Annotated in this window: 14 protein-coding genes, 1 pseudogene and 1 other annotated feature; of the genes and pseudogenes, 14 read left to right on the forward strand and 1 reads right to left on the reverse strand. The window is 35.9% G+C overall.

Annotation, left to right across the window (positions count from 1 at the left end; all coding sequences use genetic code 11):
* Positions 1 to 135: 135 nt before the first annotated feature.
* A complete protein-coding gene (locus tag ACSBOP_RS08450) occupies positions 136 to 750 on the forward strand; it encodes a DUF7002 family protein (protein ID WP_442603969.1) in 615 nt (204 codons plus the stop codon).
* Positions 751 to 1,066: 316 nt separating this feature from the next.
* Here the strand turns inward: ACSBOP_RS08450 and ACSBOP_RS08455 are convergent, their stop codons facing one another.
* Positions 1,067 to 1,249 (reverse strand): hypothetical protein, encoded by a 183-nt coding sequence (locus tag ACSBOP_RS08455; protein ID WP_442603970.1) that lies wholly within the window; start codon positions 1,247 to 1,249, stop codon positions 1,067 to 1,069.
* A 140-nt stretch (positions 1,250 to 1,389) separates the two neighbouring features.
* Here ACSBOP_RS08455 and ACSBOP_RS08460 point away from each other — a divergent pair.
* The 13 genes and pseudogenes from ACSBOP_RS08460 to ACSBOP_RS08520 form a co-directional block, all read left to right on the forward strand.
* Positions 1,390 to 1,731 (forward strand): annotated as a pseudogene (locus ACSBOP_RS08460) (polysaccharide deacetylase family protein); the annotation flags it as partial.
* A gap of 248 nt (positions 1,732 to 1,979) precedes the next feature.
* Positions 1,980 to 2,573 carry a TetR/AcrR family transcriptional regulator gene (locus tag ACSBOP_RS08465; protein ID WP_442603971.1) on the forward strand — a complete coding sequence of 198 codons (594 nt, stop codon included), beginning with the start codon at positions 1,980 to 1,982 and terminating at the stop codon, positions 2,571 to 2,573.
* A gap of 4 nt (positions 2,574 to 2,577) precedes the next feature.
* A complete protein-coding gene (locus tag ACSBOP_RS08470) occupies positions 2,578 to 3,660 on the forward strand; it encodes an alpha/beta fold hydrolase (RefSeq protein WP_442603972.1) in 1,083 nt (360 codons plus the stop codon).
* 234 nt (positions 3,661 to 3,894) lie between these two features.
* Positions 3,895 to 4,117: a binding site (T-box leader), on the forward strand.
* Between the two features lie 67 nt (positions 4,118 to 4,184).
* On the forward strand, positions 4,185 to 5,444 hold the full coding sequence (gene tyrS / locus ACSBOP_RS08475; RefSeq protein ID WP_442604424.1) for a tyrosine--tRNA ligase: 1,260 nt from the start codon (positions 4,185 to 4,187) through the stop codon (positions 5,442 to 5,444).
* Positions 5,445 to 5,593: 149 nt separating this feature from the next.
* Positions 5,594 to 6,997, forward strand: coding sequence for a tyrosine-tyramine antiporter (tyrP, locus tag ACSBOP_RS08480; protein WP_442603973.1), 1,404 nt, complete (start codon positions 5,594 to 5,596; stop codon positions 6,995 to 6,997).
* A 5-nt stretch (positions 6,998 to 7,002) separates the two neighbouring features.
* Positions 7,003 to 8,880, forward strand: a complete 1,878-nt coding sequence (tdc, locus tag ACSBOP_RS08485) for a tyrosine decarboxylase (protein WP_442603974.1) — start codon at positions 7,003 to 7,005, stop codon at positions 8,878 to 8,880.
* 110 nt (positions 8,881 to 8,990) lie between these two features.
* Positions 8,991 to 10,367 carry a Na+/H+ antiporter NhaC gene (gene nhaC / locus ACSBOP_RS08490; RefSeq protein WP_442603976.1) on the forward strand — a complete coding sequence of 459 codons (1,377 nt, stop codon included), beginning with the start codon at positions 8,991 to 8,993 and terminating at the stop codon, positions 10,365 to 10,367.
* 514 nt (positions 10,368 to 10,881) lie between these two features.
* On the forward strand, positions 10,882 to 11,649 hold the full coding sequence (locus ACSBOP_RS08495) for an HNH endonuclease signature motif containing protein (RefSeq protein ID WP_442603977.1): 768 nt from the start codon (positions 10,882 to 10,884) through the stop codon (positions 11,647 to 11,649).
* 97 nt (positions 11,650 to 11,746) lie between these two features.
* Entirely contained in the window at positions 11,747 to 13,285 is a 1,539-nt protein-coding gene (locus ACSBOP_RS08500; RefSeq protein WP_442603978.1) for a hypothetical protein, read from the forward strand.
* A 233-nt stretch (positions 13,286 to 13,518) separates the two neighbouring features.
* Complete coding sequence (locus ACSBOP_RS08505; RefSeq protein ID WP_442603979.1) at positions 13,519 to 15,918, forward strand: type I restriction enzyme HsdR N-terminal domain-containing protein; 2,400 nt, start codon at positions 13,519 to 13,521, stop codon at positions 15,916 to 15,918.
* Between the two features lie 815 nt (positions 15,919 to 16,733).
* Positions 16,734 to 17,777, forward strand: coding sequence for a nucleoid-associated protein (locus ACSBOP_RS08510; protein WP_442603980.1), 1,044 nt, complete (start codon positions 16,734 to 16,736; stop codon positions 17,775 to 17,777).
* 14 nt (positions 17,778 to 17,791) lie between these two features.
* On the forward strand, positions 17,792 to 18,745 hold the full coding sequence (gapS4a, locus tag ACSBOP_RS08515; protein WP_442603981.1) for a GapS4a family protein: 954 nt from the start codon (positions 17,792 to 17,794) through the stop codon (positions 18,743 to 18,745).
* A complete protein-coding gene (locus tag ACSBOP_RS08520) occupies positions 18,732 to 19,859 on the forward strand; it encodes a hypothetical protein (RefSeq protein ID WP_442603982.1) in 1,128 nt (375 codons plus the stop codon). The genes gapS4a and ACSBOP_RS08520 overlap by 14 nt, the downstream gene beginning before the upstream one ends.
* Positions 19,860 to 19,888: the final 29 nt, after the last annotated feature.

The following is a 19,888-nucleotide window of genomic DNA, read 5'->3' on the forward strand; positions in this document are numbered from 1 at the left end:
GTTTGAAAAGGGACTTTTTTTGGAATCCTGCTATTACTGGAGTAAAAGAGAAGGAGCGGGATAATGAAGAAGGATACCCATATAACTGTAATAACAAAGGCAAAAAGTAGAAAGTCCCTTTATCATTTCACGAGGTTGAGAAATTTATCAGCTATTGCCCATTTCGATGCGCTATTGTCCAGTTATCAAATAGACCCTCACTCTGCCGGTGAGCGACGAGCAAAGGCTAAGGAAGTCATTTATGATACGTATCCTTTTACAATAAATGCTCATCTGAAAATTCCTGATCTTATGATAGACAAAGCAGTCACACAGGAACAATTTCGAGCTTGCTTGGATCGACATGTGTTTTTTTGGCCTACATTAAAAGACTGTCAAAAAATGATGGAAACCTATGCACGGCGAGAACCAAATGAAGGATTTGCTGTTCTTGAATTCGACGCGTATTCTTTGCTATTCGCTCATTATTCAGCTATTAAATTATCGAAATACGACTCGGGTAGCTCACCAAGGTTTCCAACGCTGTGTACGTACAAGAAGAGTCCGGATATGTTCCTGCCTCTTCATCTTTTCAAAAGTATCGTGAATAACACGGTGCCTGCAAAGGCGTCCGAGGTACGAGAGGTGCTAATAGAAGATCGGGTAAATGACGTGTCCAAGTATCTGCGAGCCGTTTACGTCAATAATCGAAGAGATATTCCTGTAGGCTGGAGTGAACTAGCGAGGCCACTTGCTGATTTACAAAAATAAGCATGGGGAATGAGTAAGAAGATGACTCGTATACTCAGGGTGTCATCTTCTTGATATTATTTATTGTTTTATATTTGATCATAGGAGGATCTGGCCTGAGTCCACTGATTCAATGCTCTCATTGGTTGGAGTATAGATTCCCCTAATGGGGTGAGTGAATATTCAACGATTGGTGGGAAGCAGGCCATATTGTCGATAGCACGGCTACAAGCAATCAAGCTTCGCTCCATATACCTGTATTCCTTCGAGAATTCATTCAAAATAACCTGAAATAGAACAAGCCTGAGCGTGGTGGGTCATGCGCTCCGGCTTGTTTTTATTTTGTTAAGTTTTCTGCTTGTCTTGCGTAGAATGATGCACTTAAGGGGAGAGGTATGTCTATCTCGGCCTCTGCTTGGACAATTCGGCTCAATATCTCGACCACATGCTCATGAAATTGCCGCAACGCTTTGCCGGATGGCTGATTAACTTCTTTGATTACAAATTCACATTTTTTCATCGGGGTACTCATCCAAAAATTTACAGTTGTCATATTCGATGAAGTGTCATCAAAAATACTCAACATTCTATTTGGAAGGCGGCAAAAATTTAACAGGTTTGGAGTAGAAGCCAGTATGGAAAGCAAAACAATCACTGGGGCATACAGGTACGAATCCTAAGTTGGTTCGCCCACCTTATGGTTCAGCACCAGGATTGAAAAGTGAACAGATTCGCAATCAAATTATAAAAGCTGGAATTTAAATTTGGGATTGGACAATTGATTCTAAGGACTGGACGTTAAAAGATCCAAACCAAACTTTAGAAAATATTAAAAAGCAAACTACATTTGACAGAGAAGTCATTTTCATGCATGAAAAACAACAAACCTTACAAGCACTTCCAGAAATAATTGCATTTTATAAGGAAAAAGGATATGAATTTGGTGTATATAATGACGCTGACCATTTCTATCTTAATTTCCAAAATGACACACGTTTGTAAACGATATTTCATCTTTAATTACACTTTGTTATTGTATTGAATCAATTGAGATAAAATCATTTGTGCTTCCTTAATTTTCTGGCTTAGGGAAGGTTGTGTCTTAGATGGTAGAAAGCAAAAGACTACATTTTTGAAAAAGAATGTAGTCTCTTTTTGCTCATTTACTATTGACAGTCTGGAGGAATACACCTATTATTTTTATAATGACTGTTTTTACAGATTATAGTCATAATAAAAGGAGAGATTGTATGCCTAAAGTTGTAAGTGAGTATGAAAAAGAAATGATAAGAGAAGCCATGTACATAAAAGGAGTCGAACTGATTCAGCAAAAGGGTATAAAACGAGTCACTGTTGAAGACATTGCAATGGCTGTAAATATAGGGAAAGGGTCCTTTTATTCTTATTATAATTCAAAAGAGGAACTCCTCTATGCCGTTATAAAAAAGAGTGAAAAAAAACTGTTTGACAGAATAACAGCGGTTCACATTAATAAGGGAGATGCCAAAGAAGGGCTCGTAAGGGCACTAAAGGAAATTTATTTGGCACCAGAAAGTCTCGCACTGTATGTGAAACCCTCCGATATGGAATATTTGTTTCGTAAACTCCCAAGTGCTGTTGAAGAATGGGAACAAGCGAAAGCAAAGGATTACTTTAGCCAGACACTAGCCGCTTTTGGGATCCGTGAATCCAATTGTGATTTCAAAGTGCTTGCCTATTTGATGGATAGCCTGCATTTTGTTGCCTCTCAGGGTACCCAATATGGTGAACAAGGCAAAGAACAAGCTTTGAATATTATGGTTGATTCAATTGCCGGTTATATGTCACAGGGGATAGAGGTATGAAGAAATGTTCTTAACTTCGCAGATCGTTTTGGCGGCGTTCGTACTTATCACTGTTTTTTTCTTTTCTTTCCTGTACTTTATGAAAAAGAAACGTGCGAAAGAAATTAAAATCACTTCAAATAATGGAGTAAACTATGGAGAGTTTGTAGCCATTGGGGGTATAAAGCAATATCTGTATCATCGAGGGGATGATGTTCAAAACACCGTGCTGTTGTTTTTGCATGGGGGTCCTGGTTCTCCAATGTTACCATTTGCACAGGAATTTCAGGTGCCGTGGGAGAAGAAAGTTACTGTTGTACACTGGGAGCAGAGAAATTGCGGAAAAACCTACTTTAAAAATGATCCAAAGATAGTCACTCCAACAACAACTATTGACCAAGTAATTCAAGATACATATGAGGTTGTGGAATACTTAAAAGCCAAATACCAAAAAGAAAAAATTATCATTATGGGGCACTCGTGGGGTTCTGTACTGGGAAGCCTGTTTACTCTGAAGTATCCACATTTGGTGTTAGGTTACATTGGTGTCGGACAGGTTGTTAATTTGTTTAAAAATGAGATGGTCAGTTATGAAAGAGCGACAGAGTGCATAAAAGAATCAGGCAACCAAAGGGATTATGAAGCGCTTGCTGCATTAAGTCCTTATCCTGGCAAGACTTACAATGATGAAATGAAAAAGAAGATGGCAAAGTTTCGCAAATTGCAAGCTAAGTATAAGCTGGCAGCAGGAGCTACGCCAGAGTTGGTATGGAGTGCTTTATGCTCCCCTTTCTATACTTTAAGAGATATACGTTACTTATTAAGCCCTGGAGTGATTGAAACTGGGCAGTCTACCATTATGAACTATCTAATTCAAACATTTGACCTACCGGCCATTGGCATAAAATATGAAACACCTGTTTTTTATATTCATGGTGAGGATGACTGGCAGACTCCCTATCCACTTGCAAGAGATTATTTTACTACGGTGGAAGCGTCATCCAAGCAATTTTATTCTATCCCAAATGCAGGTCATGTCACCATGCTTGACCAAAAGGAAAAGTTTAATGAGGCTCTTTTTGAGATTTTAGATAATTTAAAGGAATAAACCTTATTTTGTAAGGTTTTAGTCACATATGGCTTTCATAAATAAACAATAGTCGAGGCTGCACGAAAAGTCAGGCAAAGAAGCAAGATTTGATACGATGCAGAATGATATGAATATGTTGATTTTCAGCCGAAAACGCTCATGAGCAGACCGGGTGTTTCTAATAAAACTTGATAATTTTGGTGTTTGACAAACAAATTCTCTAGCACTATGATTGTCAGTAATCTAATATTGGATAACACGATGAAAGAGCGAAGTAGCAAGATTGTCCCTGTTTACAGAAAGCCAGGGGTTGATGCGACCTGGTACACACAATATTGCGAGTTACACTCTGGAGTATCTTAGATAACGCTAAGCGAACTGGCAATCGATATCATTGCCGAGAGTGGTATTAATAGTGGCTGCAGCACTGTTAATGCAATTTGGGTGGTAACACGGTTAATTAATCGTCCCTATGTCTACAATAGACTAGGAGACGATTTTTTTGTTTTTTAACTTATTCATCAGGGAGCTGAAGCACAATGTTGAACATTATAGATGAGCTAGAATGGCGCGGGGCCATTAATCAACAGACGGATACAGAAGGTTTGCATAAATTAACAAGCGAGAAGTCGATATCGCTATACTGTGGTGTTGACCCTACCGGTGACAGTATGCATATTGGCCACTTGATTCCATTTATGATGCTGAAGCGATTCCAGCTCGCTGGCCATCGCCCCGTAATCTTAATTGGCGGAGCAACAGGCACAATCGGTGACCCAAGCGGCCGGACGTCAGAACGTACGCTGCAAACCATGGATCAAGTTCAGAAGAACGTAGATGCGCTGACAGCACAAATGAAGAAACTGTTTGTCAACGAAGGCGACACGGGACTACGCATGGTGAACAACTACGATTGGACACATAACTTAACGATTTTGGATTTCTTACGTGACTACGGAAAGAACTTCAGCGTCAATACGATGCTGGGCAAAGATATCGTAGCAAGTCGCCTCGATACGGGGATTTCATTTACCGAGTTCTCATACCAGATTCTTCAATCGATGGACTTCCATCACTTGTTTAAAGAAGAAGATGTCCAACTGCAAATTGGCGGTGCAGATCAATGGGGCAACATTACAAGTGGTCTTGACTTGATTCGTAAAAAAGAAGGTCCTGAAGCAAAAGCATTCGGACTGACCATTCCATTGATGTTGAAAGCGGACGGTACGAAGTTCGGCAAAACAGCAGGTGGTGCAATCTGGCTCGATCCTAACAAAACGACTCCATTCGAGTTTTACCAGTTCTGGGCGAATACAGATGATCGAGACGTTATTAGATACTTGAAATTCTTTACCTTCTTGACGAAAGAACAAATCGATGAACTGGAAGTGAAGGTACAGACAGAGCCTCACAAACGTGAAGCTCAGCTTAAATTGGCAGAAGAAATGACGAAGTTCGTACACAGTGAGGAAGCTCTAAAGCAAGCGCAAAAAATTACGGAAGCATTATTCAGCGGGGATATTAAGTCGCTAACAGCAGATGAAATTGAGCAAGGCTTCAAAGATATGCCTACATTCCATGCCTCCAAGGAAACAAAAAATATTATCGACTGGCTGGTTGATTTAGGTGTTGAGCCATCTAAACGTCAAGCACGTGAAGATATTACGAATGGCGCAATCACGTTGAACGGCGACAAAGTTACAGATGTTAATATGGATGTTACAGTAGATAACTCTTTTGATGGACGATTCATTATTATTCGTAAAGGCAAAAAGAACTACAACCTTGTAAAGTTGATATAAATCACATAGATTGTTGCATTAGAACTGGTTTTTGGTCGTAAATGGCCGAAACCGGTTCTTTTTTTTACAGAATAAAATCAGCATTTGTAAGACATTCTAAAGGTACAACGATTAACGTCATCTTGTTTTTAGAAGGAAGGACAGAGATTATGGCTAAAAAATTGACACTGTTCGGGCTAATCGGTATTACAATGGCGTTTTTTGGTACTGTACGTAGTGTTCCGACACTTTCCATTACCGGTTGGACACAGATTTTCTACATGCTGGTTGCAGCGATCTTGTTTGCACTTCCAATTGCATTAATGTCTGCTGAGCTGTCAACGGGATTCCCTCAAGAGGGCGGCCCGCAAGTATGGGTCAAAAATGGATTAGGTGAAAAGTGGGGCTTTGTTACTTCATGGTTGCTATGGGTGCAAATGTTTTTCGGGATGGTAATGGTTGCATCGACGGTAGGTATACTATTTGGATACGTGATTAACACTCCTACGCTTTCATCGAATAACTTCTTTATTTTTGCGGTTATTCTCATCTCATACTGGGGTGTCACCTTATTGAACTTAAAGTTCGATATGGTCAAAATTGCGGGTAACTGGGGAGCCATCATAGGGGTATATATCCCATTTGTCTTTCTTGTTATTTTAGGCGTTATTTTTCTATTCAAAAATGGAATTCAACCGGGCAGTTATCTGGGTAACTTCAAGGCAAGTGATTTGCTGCCGAATCTAGGAGATCTGGGAAGCCTGACTTACTTATCTGGGATTATCTTCATTTTTGCCGGTGTTGAAATTTCTTCTGTACATGCGAACAATATTGAAAATCCAAAACGTAATTATCCGATTGCTGTTATCGCATCTGTTGTTTTGCTCGTAATTTTCAACCTTGTTGCTGGTTTGACGGTATCTAATGCTGTACCGAAAGGCAAAATGGAATTGGCGAACATTACACAGCCCTATATGATTTTCTGTAATGATATAGGAATTCCATCGATTTGCGTCAACATTATCTCTGCAATGATTCTTATCGGCGTACTTGTTCAATTGAGTGCATGGGTACTTGGACCAAGTAAAGCGATGATAAAAGTTGCTGATGAAGGCAACCTGCCTCCGTTCTTTCAAAAAAGAACATCTAAGAATATTCCGATTACATTCGTTCTGATTCAAGCTATCGTTATTTCGCTTGTATCCGTTCTATACCTTGTTGTACCGGACGTCAATAGTGCATTCCTTATCATTACGATTACAACAACAATCCTGTATTGTATCGTATATTTACTGATTGCCATTTCTGCCATCCGTTTACGCTATAAGATGCCTCAAGTGGAAAGACCTTTCCGTCTAGGTAATAAAGGTAATGGTCTGATGTGGTTCGTATCCTTGCTGTCTATCATAAGTGTAATAATCACACTTGTCGTCAGTTTGATTCCACCTTCTATTCTGGACCCAAGTCAACGCACGGGGTACATCATTTTCCAAATTGCAGCAACGATTGTGATGGTAGGTATTGCTCTTATCATCTATAAAATAAAACGACCAAGCTGGAAGAAAGAGGAGTAGAAAAAATGAATTATCAAATACCGGAAATTAACTTAAAAGCACTTTTCCTAGGGGATAAAGGGGAGAACGTTGATCTTTTCAAAGAAATACTACTTAAAGTAGTTGATGAGCATGTGGGTTGGCGCCAAAACTATCAACCACAAGATTTGCCGGTTATTACACCTTATGATAAGACTTCACAAAGCTTCGAAGATACTGCAAACCATATGCGCAGCGTATTCAACGAATTATCCTCTAAGCTTCGCTCGGAATCACTCCCATGGCATACAGCCGGCCGCTTCTGGGGTCATATGAACTCAGAAACATTGATGCCAGCTATTATTGCCTATACAGCTGCTATGCTCTGGAATGGTAACAACGTTGCTTATGAATCGTCCCCGGGTACATCACAAATGGAAGAAGAAGTTGGACATCACTTGTGCAAAATGATGAGTTATATAGAAGGAAAAAGCTGGGGACATATTTGTGCCGACGGTTCGATCGCGAACTTGGAAGGACTATGGTATGCACGTAACATGAAATCCTTGCCGCTTGCGATTAAAGAAATAGCACCTGAATACGTAAAAGGTAAATCTGATTGGGAACTGCTAAATATGTCTTCCAATGCAATTCTGGATATTATGGAGAAAATTCCGGATAGGCTTGATGATATTAAAGCAAAATCTGCACGTAGCGGCAGATACCTTAACAAATTAGGGAAATGGCTTATTCCACAAACCAAACACTACTCTTGGCTTAAAGCAGCTGACATTATTGGGATCGGCCTTGATAATGTAGTAGCAATCGATGTAGATAGCACCTACCATATGGATATCGAGAAGCTAGAAGCAACCATTCGCCAACTAACGGCAGATAACATTCCAATCCTCGGAGTAGTAGGAGTAGTGGGTAGTACGGAAGAAGGTCAAATTGACCATATTCATAAAATTGTCGAACTTCGTGAAAAATTGGAAAAAGAAGGAATTTACTACTATATCCACGTCGATGCTGCATATGGCGGTTATGCTCGTGCCATTTTCTTGGATGAAAACGATGAATTCATTGCATTTGACAAAATAGATGAAGTCTACAAAAAACATAATATTTTCACAGATATGAACTTGAAAAACGAATGGCTAACTGAAGATATATATAATGCCTTCAAAGCGATGAGCCAAGTTGAGACGATTACCATTGATCCGCACAAAATGGGCTATATTCCTTACTCTGCTGGTGCCATTGTCATTAAAGACAGCAGAATGCGTGATGCGATCTCATACTTTGCAACCTATGTATTCGAGAAAGATGCGGATATTCCGGCCTTGCTCGGTGCTTATATTCTCGAAGGTTCCAAAGCAGGTGCCACCGCTGCTGCTGTATGGACTGCTCATCATGTATTGCCACTTAACGTAACTGGCTACGGCAAGTTAATGGGAGCAAGCATCGAGGGAGCATACCGCTTCTACAACTTCCTGAAGAACAGAAAATTCAATGTTGATGGTAAAGTAATTGTGCTTCACCCGTTGACGAAGCCAGACTTCAATATGGTTGACTATGTGTTCAATGAAGAAGGTAATACCGACTTAGAAAAAATGAACAAACTCAACCATGACTTCTTCGATTATGCCTCCTATGTAAAAGGTGATTTGTACAGCAACGAATTTATCACATCCCATACGGATTTTGCTATCCCTGATTATGGTAATAGTCCGCTGGAATTCGTGAATAGTCTCGGGTTTAGCAGAGCAGAATGGGATCGTGCCGAGAAAGTAACAATTCTTCGTGCTTGTGCCTTATCTCCATATGCACATGATGCGAAAGTATTTGAAGAATTTGCACCTAAGATTGAAAAGGCGATGCAGGAGAAGCTCGAGAAAATTTATTTAATTGAAATGAACGAATAGAAAATAAAAGGAATATTTATCAAAAGTTTCTTGGTAAATATTCCTTTTTATTCACAAGGTGTACTCACCTTACATCCTTAGAATCGTATTGTAGATAAGGAGTTCAGCTTATGAATAAGAAAGACGTAACGCTTAAAGAAAGTCTATTTCTTTTAGTCATCCTATTAGCCATTATAGGAGCTTGTATTATCGGCTTGAGTATGGATCCTCAAATTCCGATATTAATTTCCTTAGGGGTTATGATCGTCTTTGGCAAAATGAAAGGTATTTCTTGGGATCGTGTTCATAAAGGATTACAGGACGGGATCTCACCAGGATTAATACCAATCCTTATCTTTATGCTTATCGGTGTTCTAATCAGTGTATGGATTGCAGCAGGAACGATTCCGACCATTATGGTCTATGGTTTCGGTATATTATCTGCCCAATATTTTTTGCCTTCTGTATTTATCATTTGTGCAGTCGTAGGGATTACGGTAGGCAGCTCCTTTACGACCATATCTACAGTTGGTATTGCCTTCTCCGGAATGGGAGGGATTATGGGGTATCATCCAGCCATTACGGCAGGGGCTATCATTTCTGGTGCATTTCTTGGAAACAACGTTTCACCACTATCGGATACGACGAATTTGGCATCTGCCATTGCTAAAGTCGAATTATTCGAGCACATTCGCTATATGCTGCGTGTGGTCATCCCAGCTTTCATTATTACGCTTCTTTTCTTTGCCGTGGTGGGACATGCTAAAACGCTGTCGACAGGGAGTCAAATCGATGAGTTGGTAAATACATTGAAATCTTCGTATACCATCTCTGCATTTACATTAATTCCGGTACTGATACTTTTTCTATGTGCCTGGAGAAAAATACCGGCCATACCAACATTGTTGTTAAATATTGCATGTACAATTGTTGTTCTCTATATTTATCATCCGTTCACAAGCTTCTTCGACATATCGGATTTGATGCAAAACGGTTACGTATCTAATACAGGCGTGCAAGCTGTGGACAAGCTGCTTTCACGCGGTGGTCTTCAAAGTATGATGTGGTCTGTATCTTTGATCTTGCTCGCATTGGCCTTGGGAGGACTTCTTGTAGAATTGAACGTGATAAAGACCCTCATTTCACGTATAACATCTTTTGTAAGAACGAAGAGTAAGCTCATCCTCATTACAGCAATTAGTTCTATTGGGATTAACCTTCTGCTTGGTGAGCAGTATTTGTCCATTATTTTACCGAGTCAAGCGTTCAAGACTCAATATGATGAGCTTCAACTTCAGCGGAAGGAAATGTCGAGGATCGTAGCAAATGCGGGGGCGGCGTTTAATGCACTTATTCCATGGGGAGTTAGTGGCGTATTTATTACCGGAACTTTAGGTGTTTCTACCTTGGAATATTTCCCGTTTGCAATCTTTTGCATCGTAGCACCTGTGCTTAACATTTTGTATGGATTCATGAGAAAATCGACAAAGCCTTCACGAACAGCATAGAAATACATGATTGGGTAAGTCATTAGTGGTTTGATGGAAAAAAATAATTTCCGAATTTAAATTATCCCGTCAAGCACTGATTATGGGTTTAAGCCTAAATTTGCAAGTAAGTTTAATCGCTACGGATAGTGAAAGGGAGATTGGCTTCATAAAGAAAAAAGCCTTTAAAGCCTTTAAACACAAGGATTTCCGAGTGTTTGAAGGCTTTTTGCATGGGTAAAGATTATACTGATTTCAGTCCGTGGTCACACTTCTGGTCACACTAAGCATTTTTTGAATCTTACTGATATCACAGTATTACACTTCACAAAAAAGGAAAATGACGGAAATAGTCGAATTTAATCTAATTACAAATTCACTTTTACTGAGGACGGTTACCTATCTATTTATAAGGCGAGAATTACAAACTCAGGAAAACTGGTTATCAGGCTGATGGTAATCCTTGAGTATTGCTTAAACTCAGTATATTGAAGATAATCACTTTATTTTGTGATTACATGAGAGGAGAGTAAATTTGTCGATATCAGATAAAGCTAGAAAAATTCTCTGGGGAAAATCAGGGAACAGGTGCTCAATTTGCAAACGTATTTTGGTTATCGATGCCACTGAAAAGGATGATATGTCAATAATCGGAGATGAATGCCATATAGTTTCAGGTCAAGAAAAAGGGCCAAGATATAGCCCAGAGTATAATAAAGATATAATTGATTCATATGAAAACTTGATATTGTTGTGTCGGGTTCATCACAAGATGATTGATGATCAACAAGAAACTTATACTGCAAGTATTCTTATACAAATGAAAGAAAATCATGAGAAGTGGGTTTCCGATAAATTGAACGAAGAAAAAGTAAAAAAGCAACCAGTTCGAGTAAGAAGAATCGAAGAAAATCTACCAGAAATATTAATCCAGATTACTAGTGGTAAAGAAATAATAAATATTGTCAACGGTGTAATGGGCTACGGATTTGACTATGAAGAGCCAAAAAATGAACAAAATATTGCGCTAATTTCTGGATTTCTCCAAACAGTTCAAGATTATGGAGAAATTCTAAGTGAATTTGAATCAGGAGAACGTGTGAGAATTGGGTACGAACTAACAAAAATGATTAATGAACTAGCTGAAAATGATTATCTTGTCTTTGGATTTAGAGAAATGAGAATAATTGAAGGTGGAAACAGCGACCCAGAAAACTGGCCAGTTGCTATTATCAATATAAAACACAAGAGCAATACAGAAGTAATTAGGATTGATCTAACAGAATACAATACGGATCAATGAATAAGAGATATTGTGAGTGTTTCCAGTACAGTATTACTACATACCAATTTATAATTCAGATTTATGCTATTTATGCTATCATTTGGAGTTGCTAATTATGTTAATTCAAAAAGAAATTAGTCAAATTGAAAATAAGATAGATGAATATCTATTTAGTGCACTAGACAGAACAATACCTCGGTATAAATTTATATATCATATGAATTTAGCATACATTGATTTTGTAGTTGATAAAAAAATATGGTTTACAACTAGCGAAAGACATTTTATGTTTTCGCTAAGTTACAACACTTTCCTAGCGTATAAAACACTTGAGGAAGAAGAAGTTTTTGATTTTAAATTTGATAAAAACTTGTATATATATTGTCATCAGTTTCTCATCAAAGGAATGCAGTATTCAATGCTATGTGATAATTTTTCTGCAACTAATACTGGGAAATCGAATGTGAGAATTGAAAAGAGTAGCAACTCTATCTGTTTTGAAAAAAATAGAGCACCCCGCTTGCAATATGATTTCTTTTGCAAGTATAAAATTAGAAAAGCATTGAGCTATACATTGCAAATGGTTTCTGGAATGTTAAACGAAAATGACGAAGAAGATGCTGCATTGGAGTTGTCCAAGGTATACTTGAATTTTTGGAATGAGAATATGCTCTATGAAGATTTTGAGCCATATTCAAGACAAGATTGGGGCGGAGTGACTCTTTTTTTTACTCAAGCAGCTATGAGAAGATATATAAAATTATATAGAAACGATTTTGATATTGCAGAAGTAGATTCCCAAAAGATGATGATAATTCTGTCACCGAAGGGATCGAAAAATATAGCTGATTTTACAATATCAAAAGATAAAATCATGATTGATCAAGTTATTAACGATTTTATATATAAACCATTAGGTGACAAGCTCTATCCCAAAGCTAATATCATTGATGCGCCAATAATAAAAACAAAAGATGGGTTCTTATTTGTTAATCCTTTGATTTTGTTATTCAATGATTCAAGTGAATCCAGATTGTTGAACTATTTGCGAAGGTATGATCATTCACGGCATCAGCGTGTAAAAGATAAATTAAAAGAAAGAATTATTCCTATAATTATGCAGTTATTAAAACTAAAATACCCTGAAGCAATAGTTCAATGTAACTTCAAATTACCTATACCACTAAAGAAGAATCAAAAAAGAGAACTGGATATTTTAATTGTTGATAATGCAACTGGGTTTGTCCTATATGTTGAAGTTAAACACTTCTTTAACCCAATCTCTTATTCAGAATCAAAGAATTTAGATTCTGAACTTCAAAAAGCAATTTCAAAAACATCAGAGCAGCTATATGCTATTGAAGAAAACTGGGATTTAATCAAACAAAGATTTGGTGTTACATCAGATATTAAAGTAAAGAAGGCAATAATATTATCGCATCAGTATTTGGGAAAAGATGTTGAAATAAATAAAGATGTGCCAATTGTTGATCCATCAAATTTTTATGAGAGTATTGCAGAAGCCAAAACTATTGCAGAATTATATCATGCAAATAAAGAAATTGATGATATCTACACTAAAATTAAAATGATTAGTAGAGAGATAGATTTTGATTACGCTGGTTTAGGTTTGCACTTCAAGAGGAGTGCTTAGATCCCTTTTTTGAAGCTGAATTTATTAAATCGTTTAGGAAAATTATATTTGATGGTTTAGATTTAGAAGAGAAAAAAGTTTATGAAAGCCACAAGGAGTTGGCAGAAGCTTTGTTAGAGAAACTGATGGGTTCAAAGCAACAAACCGGTAAGTGAAAAATAATGTTTATCGTGGACGTTGAAATACTTCCGAATGCTAACTGAAAATTTATTACTTTCTGGAGGTCAGTCTGTATGTACTTTAATGAAGAACAGGTGAAAAATCGTATAATCATTCCTTTTTTGTCGCAGCTTGGTTTCAGCGCTAATGAGATGATTTTTGAAAAAAAATTAGAGATAATGATTCCAAGAAAAGGTAGTATTTTGATAGAAAATCAAATTAAAAAAAATGTGTTTTCAGATATTATTGTGCAAAGAAATACAGGAAACAGTCTTGAAAATATTTTTCTTGTAGAGGTTAAGAATAGTAAGCACAAGATCAATGCTACCGATATTGAACAAGGGATTTGTTATGCAAGATTGTTAAAGCAGATGCCTCCCTTTGTAGTGATAACTAACGGTTTGGAAACTAAAGTGTTTGATACGATATCTCAAAATGAAATATCTGATATTGCTCAATCACAGTATTTCCTACAAGGGAATAAACTCACAATCGATGAAGACTTAAAGAGAGAAGCATTAAAAAAGTTTATTGATCTTAATTCCAGCAATATGCTTCAGTACTGCAAACTACAAGTAAAGTCAAACTTGTATGAAATTTGCGGTGAAGAAAAGACTAATAAATCAATTATTGATTCAGTGCATTTTACCAGAAAAAAATATATTAACGATTTTAAAAATTTCATTTTGAGTGGCAAAAGTATATACGCATACGTTGGAAAATCAGGTATTGGGAAAACTAACTTGCTGTACTCTGTAATAAAAGAATTTGAACACAGTAATCCTATTTTATTTTATAATTCAGGGTTATTGAATAATTCTTTACAGGAATCGATTACACAAGATTTCAGTTTCCTTAATCAAAGAGAGTATAAGTTTCACGATTTAATAGATAGAATTAATAGTATCTGTGAAAAGATGAACAAGAAAATATTTATTATTGTCGATGCGCTTGACGAAAACAACCAACCAGAAAAACTCAAAAATGAGGTCAATGACTTAGCGAAAAAAATTCACAACTCTAATATTTGCTTTGTTCTTAGTTGTAAAACTAATGATGATGAAGTAGATGTCTGGTACAATTTCACACACAATAAAGGTTCTAAAAACTTTTTAGGTGAAACAGTATACTACTCAAATCAATTTCATTTTGCTGGAAAGCTAGGAACCTACGTAGATAAGTTAGATGAAAAGGAAACTAAGCTCATTTGGGAAAAATACAAAAACCAATATAAAATCAAGGGATTTCTGAAAGGGCGAGTGAAAGAACTTGCACAAAATCCTTTTCTCATGCGTATTATTGCAGAGACATATGAAAGGGAAGTAATTGAATCGGGGTTAGATGAAATTTTACTTTATGACAAATGGTTTGAACGGAAATACAAACAAGCTAAGGATAGTGACCTTATAAAAGTAATATTAAAAAAAGCTACTTCTGAGATTATTGCATCTTCCAACAAAGAGAAGGTATTATTTGATACCGTGTTAACAAATTTATTGACTATTCCAAATATCAACCAAATTCTTAAAGAAGCGATTAATCTAGGTATAATGAACCTGACGATAGATGGCAAAGGAGAAAAGTATATTTCATTTTATAATGAGAGTATATTATTTTATTTTTACAGTGTCGTTACCGAAAAATGGAGTGAGAAACCATTAGAGGAACTTGTCGGGATATTTAATACCTTGACAGATGACAACTTTCTATGGAGAACTATCAATTTCTTTATTTCTAATATTCAAAAGAGATATGAAGCCAAGAATGATATTTGGAGTAACCGGGTTGCTCAACAAAATAATGATATATGTAAACTATGTACTTCGATCATTACAATAAATGACGAGGTTTCATTAATTTGCGAGCTAAGTGTAGAGGAAATGAAAATGAATATTAGATATGGTTTATTTTCCTTAGCTCATAGGGATTGCATGCCCCAAAACTTTCCTTTAAAAATAATTGACGGTAAGAAATTAAGATTGACTTCATCGGATATACTGGTAATAGATAACATTTTGAAGTTTTTCAAATATACACCCGAAGCTGAAATGGATAGGATCAATCAACAGCTTGAAAGTGCTCTAAATATGCATAAAGCTTCATTAACACAATTTTATCCTACTAAAACTACAGCAGCGGAGCCATTTTGGGCTTTAATGGAATTCAATGGAAATACAAATATAGGTAATATTTATCCCTATCCTGGAAGTACTAAAAATAATCCTGTACTCTTTCTTGATAAAGAAATTGCTAGCAAATATTTAGCAATTTTAAGGTCAATAAAGATTGATATAAACTATGTAGTTGTTGGCTTGGACAGAAAATATATGCTTGAAGTTTTTAAGCGAGTTAGAGTAGGCGAACTTTCTTTTTTTCTTGTGGTTGAATATAGTGAAAGAGGCGCGAAAGCAATTGAAATTGGTTTAGAAGAGGTATGTCAAGCTTGTGTGGAATACATTCATCATCATCAGTAGTCATGTATGACTTACATTCTACATTGTCAAAACGAAAAACCCAGTCATTATGTAGATTTTAAGTACATACAGATGATAGTACTATTTTGTTTTGCTAGGTCTTTATCTGCCATAAATGTTGTAACGGTATCGGAGTTGTTTTTATTTCTTATGATTAGAGAATGAGAATTTTGGTCACATTTTTGGTCACACTTTTTCCTTTTCGAGCGTTACGGAGTACTCGAACGTAGAAACATAAAATTCAAAGATGCCTTGTCCCACAAGGCTTCCCTCAGCTCTTTCCTTAACGTATAAAACCCTATCTCTCCACTGGTAGCGAAGAGGTCAGGGGTTCGAGCCCCTTGGCTTCATAAAGAAAAAAGCTTTTAAACACAAAGAATCCCGAGTGTTTGAAGGCTTTTTTCATTGTTGTGATAATGGTGATTTTGGAGCGTGGTCGCACGTTTGGTTCAGTCGTTGTCGGAAATTGATCAAATAGATAATAGAATAACTGTCGAGACGCTCCCGTAAATACTCTGAAATCAGCCTTTTAAGTTCTTCATTGCGATAGTTGTCCATAATATCTGCCTCCTAATTAAATGAAAGATTAACGAGCCGGACACGTTGATCGTGTCCGGCGTATGCCTCTCGCGAGGACTACCTATCTGTATAAGGTATCAAGGGTATAATATAAAATTCAAAATTGTAATCTTACGAATTTCAATAGGTTTTTGGGCTTATCTTTTTGGTTTAAAAAAAGGAAAATGACGGAAGATAGCGAATTTTAGTAGAATACAGGATATTATTGTAATGATATGGAGAAGGAGCTATCTGATATGACGGATTTTTCTGGAGCAACTATACAAAAGCTTATTATTCATAGTGTTGGAAATAAACTGAAAGAAGAGGAACTTTTATTTTCAAAAGTCTGCGCAAATATTTCTGAAAATTCGCTACACAATATATTAGGAAGATATTTCTTTCAACGATTTAAAGAAAATCCTCTATATAAGTTCCATCATAAAACTGATCTTATTTTCAACGAAATATATCAATATACAAAAGCAATATTCCTTGATATTAACAGTTTTGAAGATAATTCGAAAAATATCGCAAATCATTTGTATGAAGTATCCACACATCCAAATATAAAACCAGGTGAGCTATCAATAGCCTTTATAGAAGGTATTAATTTAAAAGGAACTCTGTGCAACGCTGTTGGTATTTTTAAGTCTGAAAATAAAGAGCCATTTCTAAAAATTCATAGTGATGGACAAAGTTTTACAGTTGACTGGGATCAAGGGATTGACACGAATAAGTTAGATAAAGGTTGTATTATTTTTAATAATCAAATGGAGACTGGATACAGTGTCCTTCCTGTAGATAGTGGCTCAGGGATAGATACTAAATATTGGAAAGAGGATTTTTTAGGGATTCAAATAGAAGATAATAGCTCGAACAAAACAAAGTTAATAGTTGAAGCTTGTAAGGAATATGTGAAAAAAGATTTAGTTATTGATAAAAAAGATAAAGTCATGATGTTGAATAATGTTATAGACTATATGGTGGAAAAACCCGATATTGATTTGAATGATTTCACTATGAATGTTGCTAAAAATTTGGATCAATCGGAGGAATTGAAAGATTTTATAAACGTTTATGCTGAGAAAAAGAATTTTAGTAATGTTGAAAATTTCTCAATAGACCATTCTGCACTGAAAAACATAAAAAGAAATATTAAAAACTTTATAAAATTAGATACTAACTACGAGATTAAGATTAATAAGGCTTCAGTAAACAACTCTCATTATTTAGAGAAGGGCTACGATGAGCAGAAGCACATGCATTTCTATAAAATCTACTTTAATGAAGAAGAATAGATAGGTGGGATATCGTGTCTGGAGAAAAATCAAAATCATCTGGTGAATACGGGGAAAAAATAGCATCTGAAATTCTTGAGCTGATTGGGTGGAAAAATGTACTTAATGGAAAAAATATAGCTTGTGTTAAAAATGACATTCATCAAGGTGCAGAAGGAAATCCTCGACAAAAACATGGAGTTGATTTTATTGTCAAATATGAATGTCCTTTGATAACAAGATCTGAGAGTAATATACTTATATCTGTCAAACATCGGGACGGTTATCCAGAAACCCAAAAAGGAATAACAACTCAATTCAAATCATTTTTAAAAGACATTGCCGAGGCCACGGAATGTTATCCTTCGCATGAATTATTCTCACAAAGAATTAAAGGAACAAAAAAATTAGAAGTTTCAAATGTAATTATGTGGTTCAACAGTACTATAGACAAAGAAAATGAAGGAGTTATAGAGGAACTTCATAGCTTCAGAAATAGTGATAACGTAAACTTCAAAACAGTATATTTGTTTGATAATAAAAAAGCTAACTTTTTGTACAGTAGTATTAGGTATGTTCAAAGTAGATGTACCGACTTTTTCTTCTATTATCCTGATACAGGGTTCAATATGGATTCTACCGAAAGGTCACATCAAGGACGAGTCCTCCCTGTGCAGTTTATTAATTCACCAATTCAATTGTTTAAAATTGTTGAGTCTACTGGAAATTGCTTAGTTATAACGGTTGAAGACAAGTTTTCTATAGAGTATTTTGAAAGAATACTTCAGTTAGCTAGGCTTATTACTGAAAATTGGGCATCAAAAATAGTAATCGCATTTTCTGATTATAATAACTACTTAAATGAGGAAGATATTGTTAAAAGTAAAATGAAAATTAAAGATACTGAATTTGCACAACAGATTTTTGTTGATAAGTTTAGTTATTTAGATTTTCGGAACTTGGGAGGGGCTCACAATGAAGATAAGTGATAAATTAGAACATTTATCCCCAATAACTGTAGCTTCTATGCTCCCATATGGTGCAATGTTAAGACCCTTACTAAATGATTCTTGTTTATCTGATGCGGATTTAAATAATGTATTAAGATCTAGGGGGGTTTATGTAGGAGATTCTGAAAAGAAAAATAAAATTCCTATATTAATGACTATGATTTTATGTCCTAGAGAATTTGAATTGTTGCAAGAAAAGCAGGAAACTAAAGAAAGTGATCCTAAGCATAGGAACGGTACAATAAAAGGAAAAAGTGATAATCCTTTAACTTCAATTGTTACTGGTTTCGAGATAAACGTAGATGAAATTGAAAAGATGAACACGGAGGTGCAACTTAATTCTCCAATGGGTTTTGGGTATATTTCGAAAAATAAACTTAAGTTAGAATATAGTATTATAAGAGAAGATTTAACAAGAGATTGGGTAAGACCTCAGAGCGTTCATACAGCAAAGGTAATTATTACTAAAGATGAAGACACAAAGGAAATTCAAATTTGCAATGAATATACTTCAAAAGAAACAGATGACATTAACAAGAAAGTGATTAAAGATTTTGTTTCATTTATGAAGTTAAACGATGAAGTTGAGGACAAATTAGAAACTATTAACGCAAATGATTTTACGAATCGTGAACGCTTTAATTTTATCTTGCAACTTGCAGAGGATAGCGGTGATGGAGCGTTAGAATTTATGGAAATAAGAGACGTCGAGATAGGACCTGATCCTGAAAACCCTCCTCAAAATCCTAATAGTATTATTCAGAATAACGTGAAAAAAATAATTATTAATGGCACAGCTCTAGAAAGAAATGCTTTGCTGACGACTGATCAAGATAAAGACAATTTACTTCTTAGGAGCATTGAAGTTGTATATAAATTCAATTGTAACGGCATAAAAGGACAGTGTCATTTGCAGTATGGATTTATGCACTTCTTTCGAAATCAAAATTCGTCACAAGAATTTCAAGTTGCTTTGCGTTATATTAATTCTAGGTCAGGTAATAAAGCAACATTAAATAGTTTTGTATTAAACAGCTTTGAATCTCTGAAAAGAAGGAAGTATGAATTATTTAAAGCAAGTAAAAGTGATTAGTAAATGAAAATTTCAATTGAAATATTAAA

Origin of the sequence: Paenibacillus sp. KN14-4R (assembly GCF_052180255.1) — a bacterium.
In the GTDB taxonomy this organism is placed as follows: domain Bacteria; phylum Bacillota; class Bacilli; order Paenibacillales; family NBRC-103111; genus Paenibacillus_AM.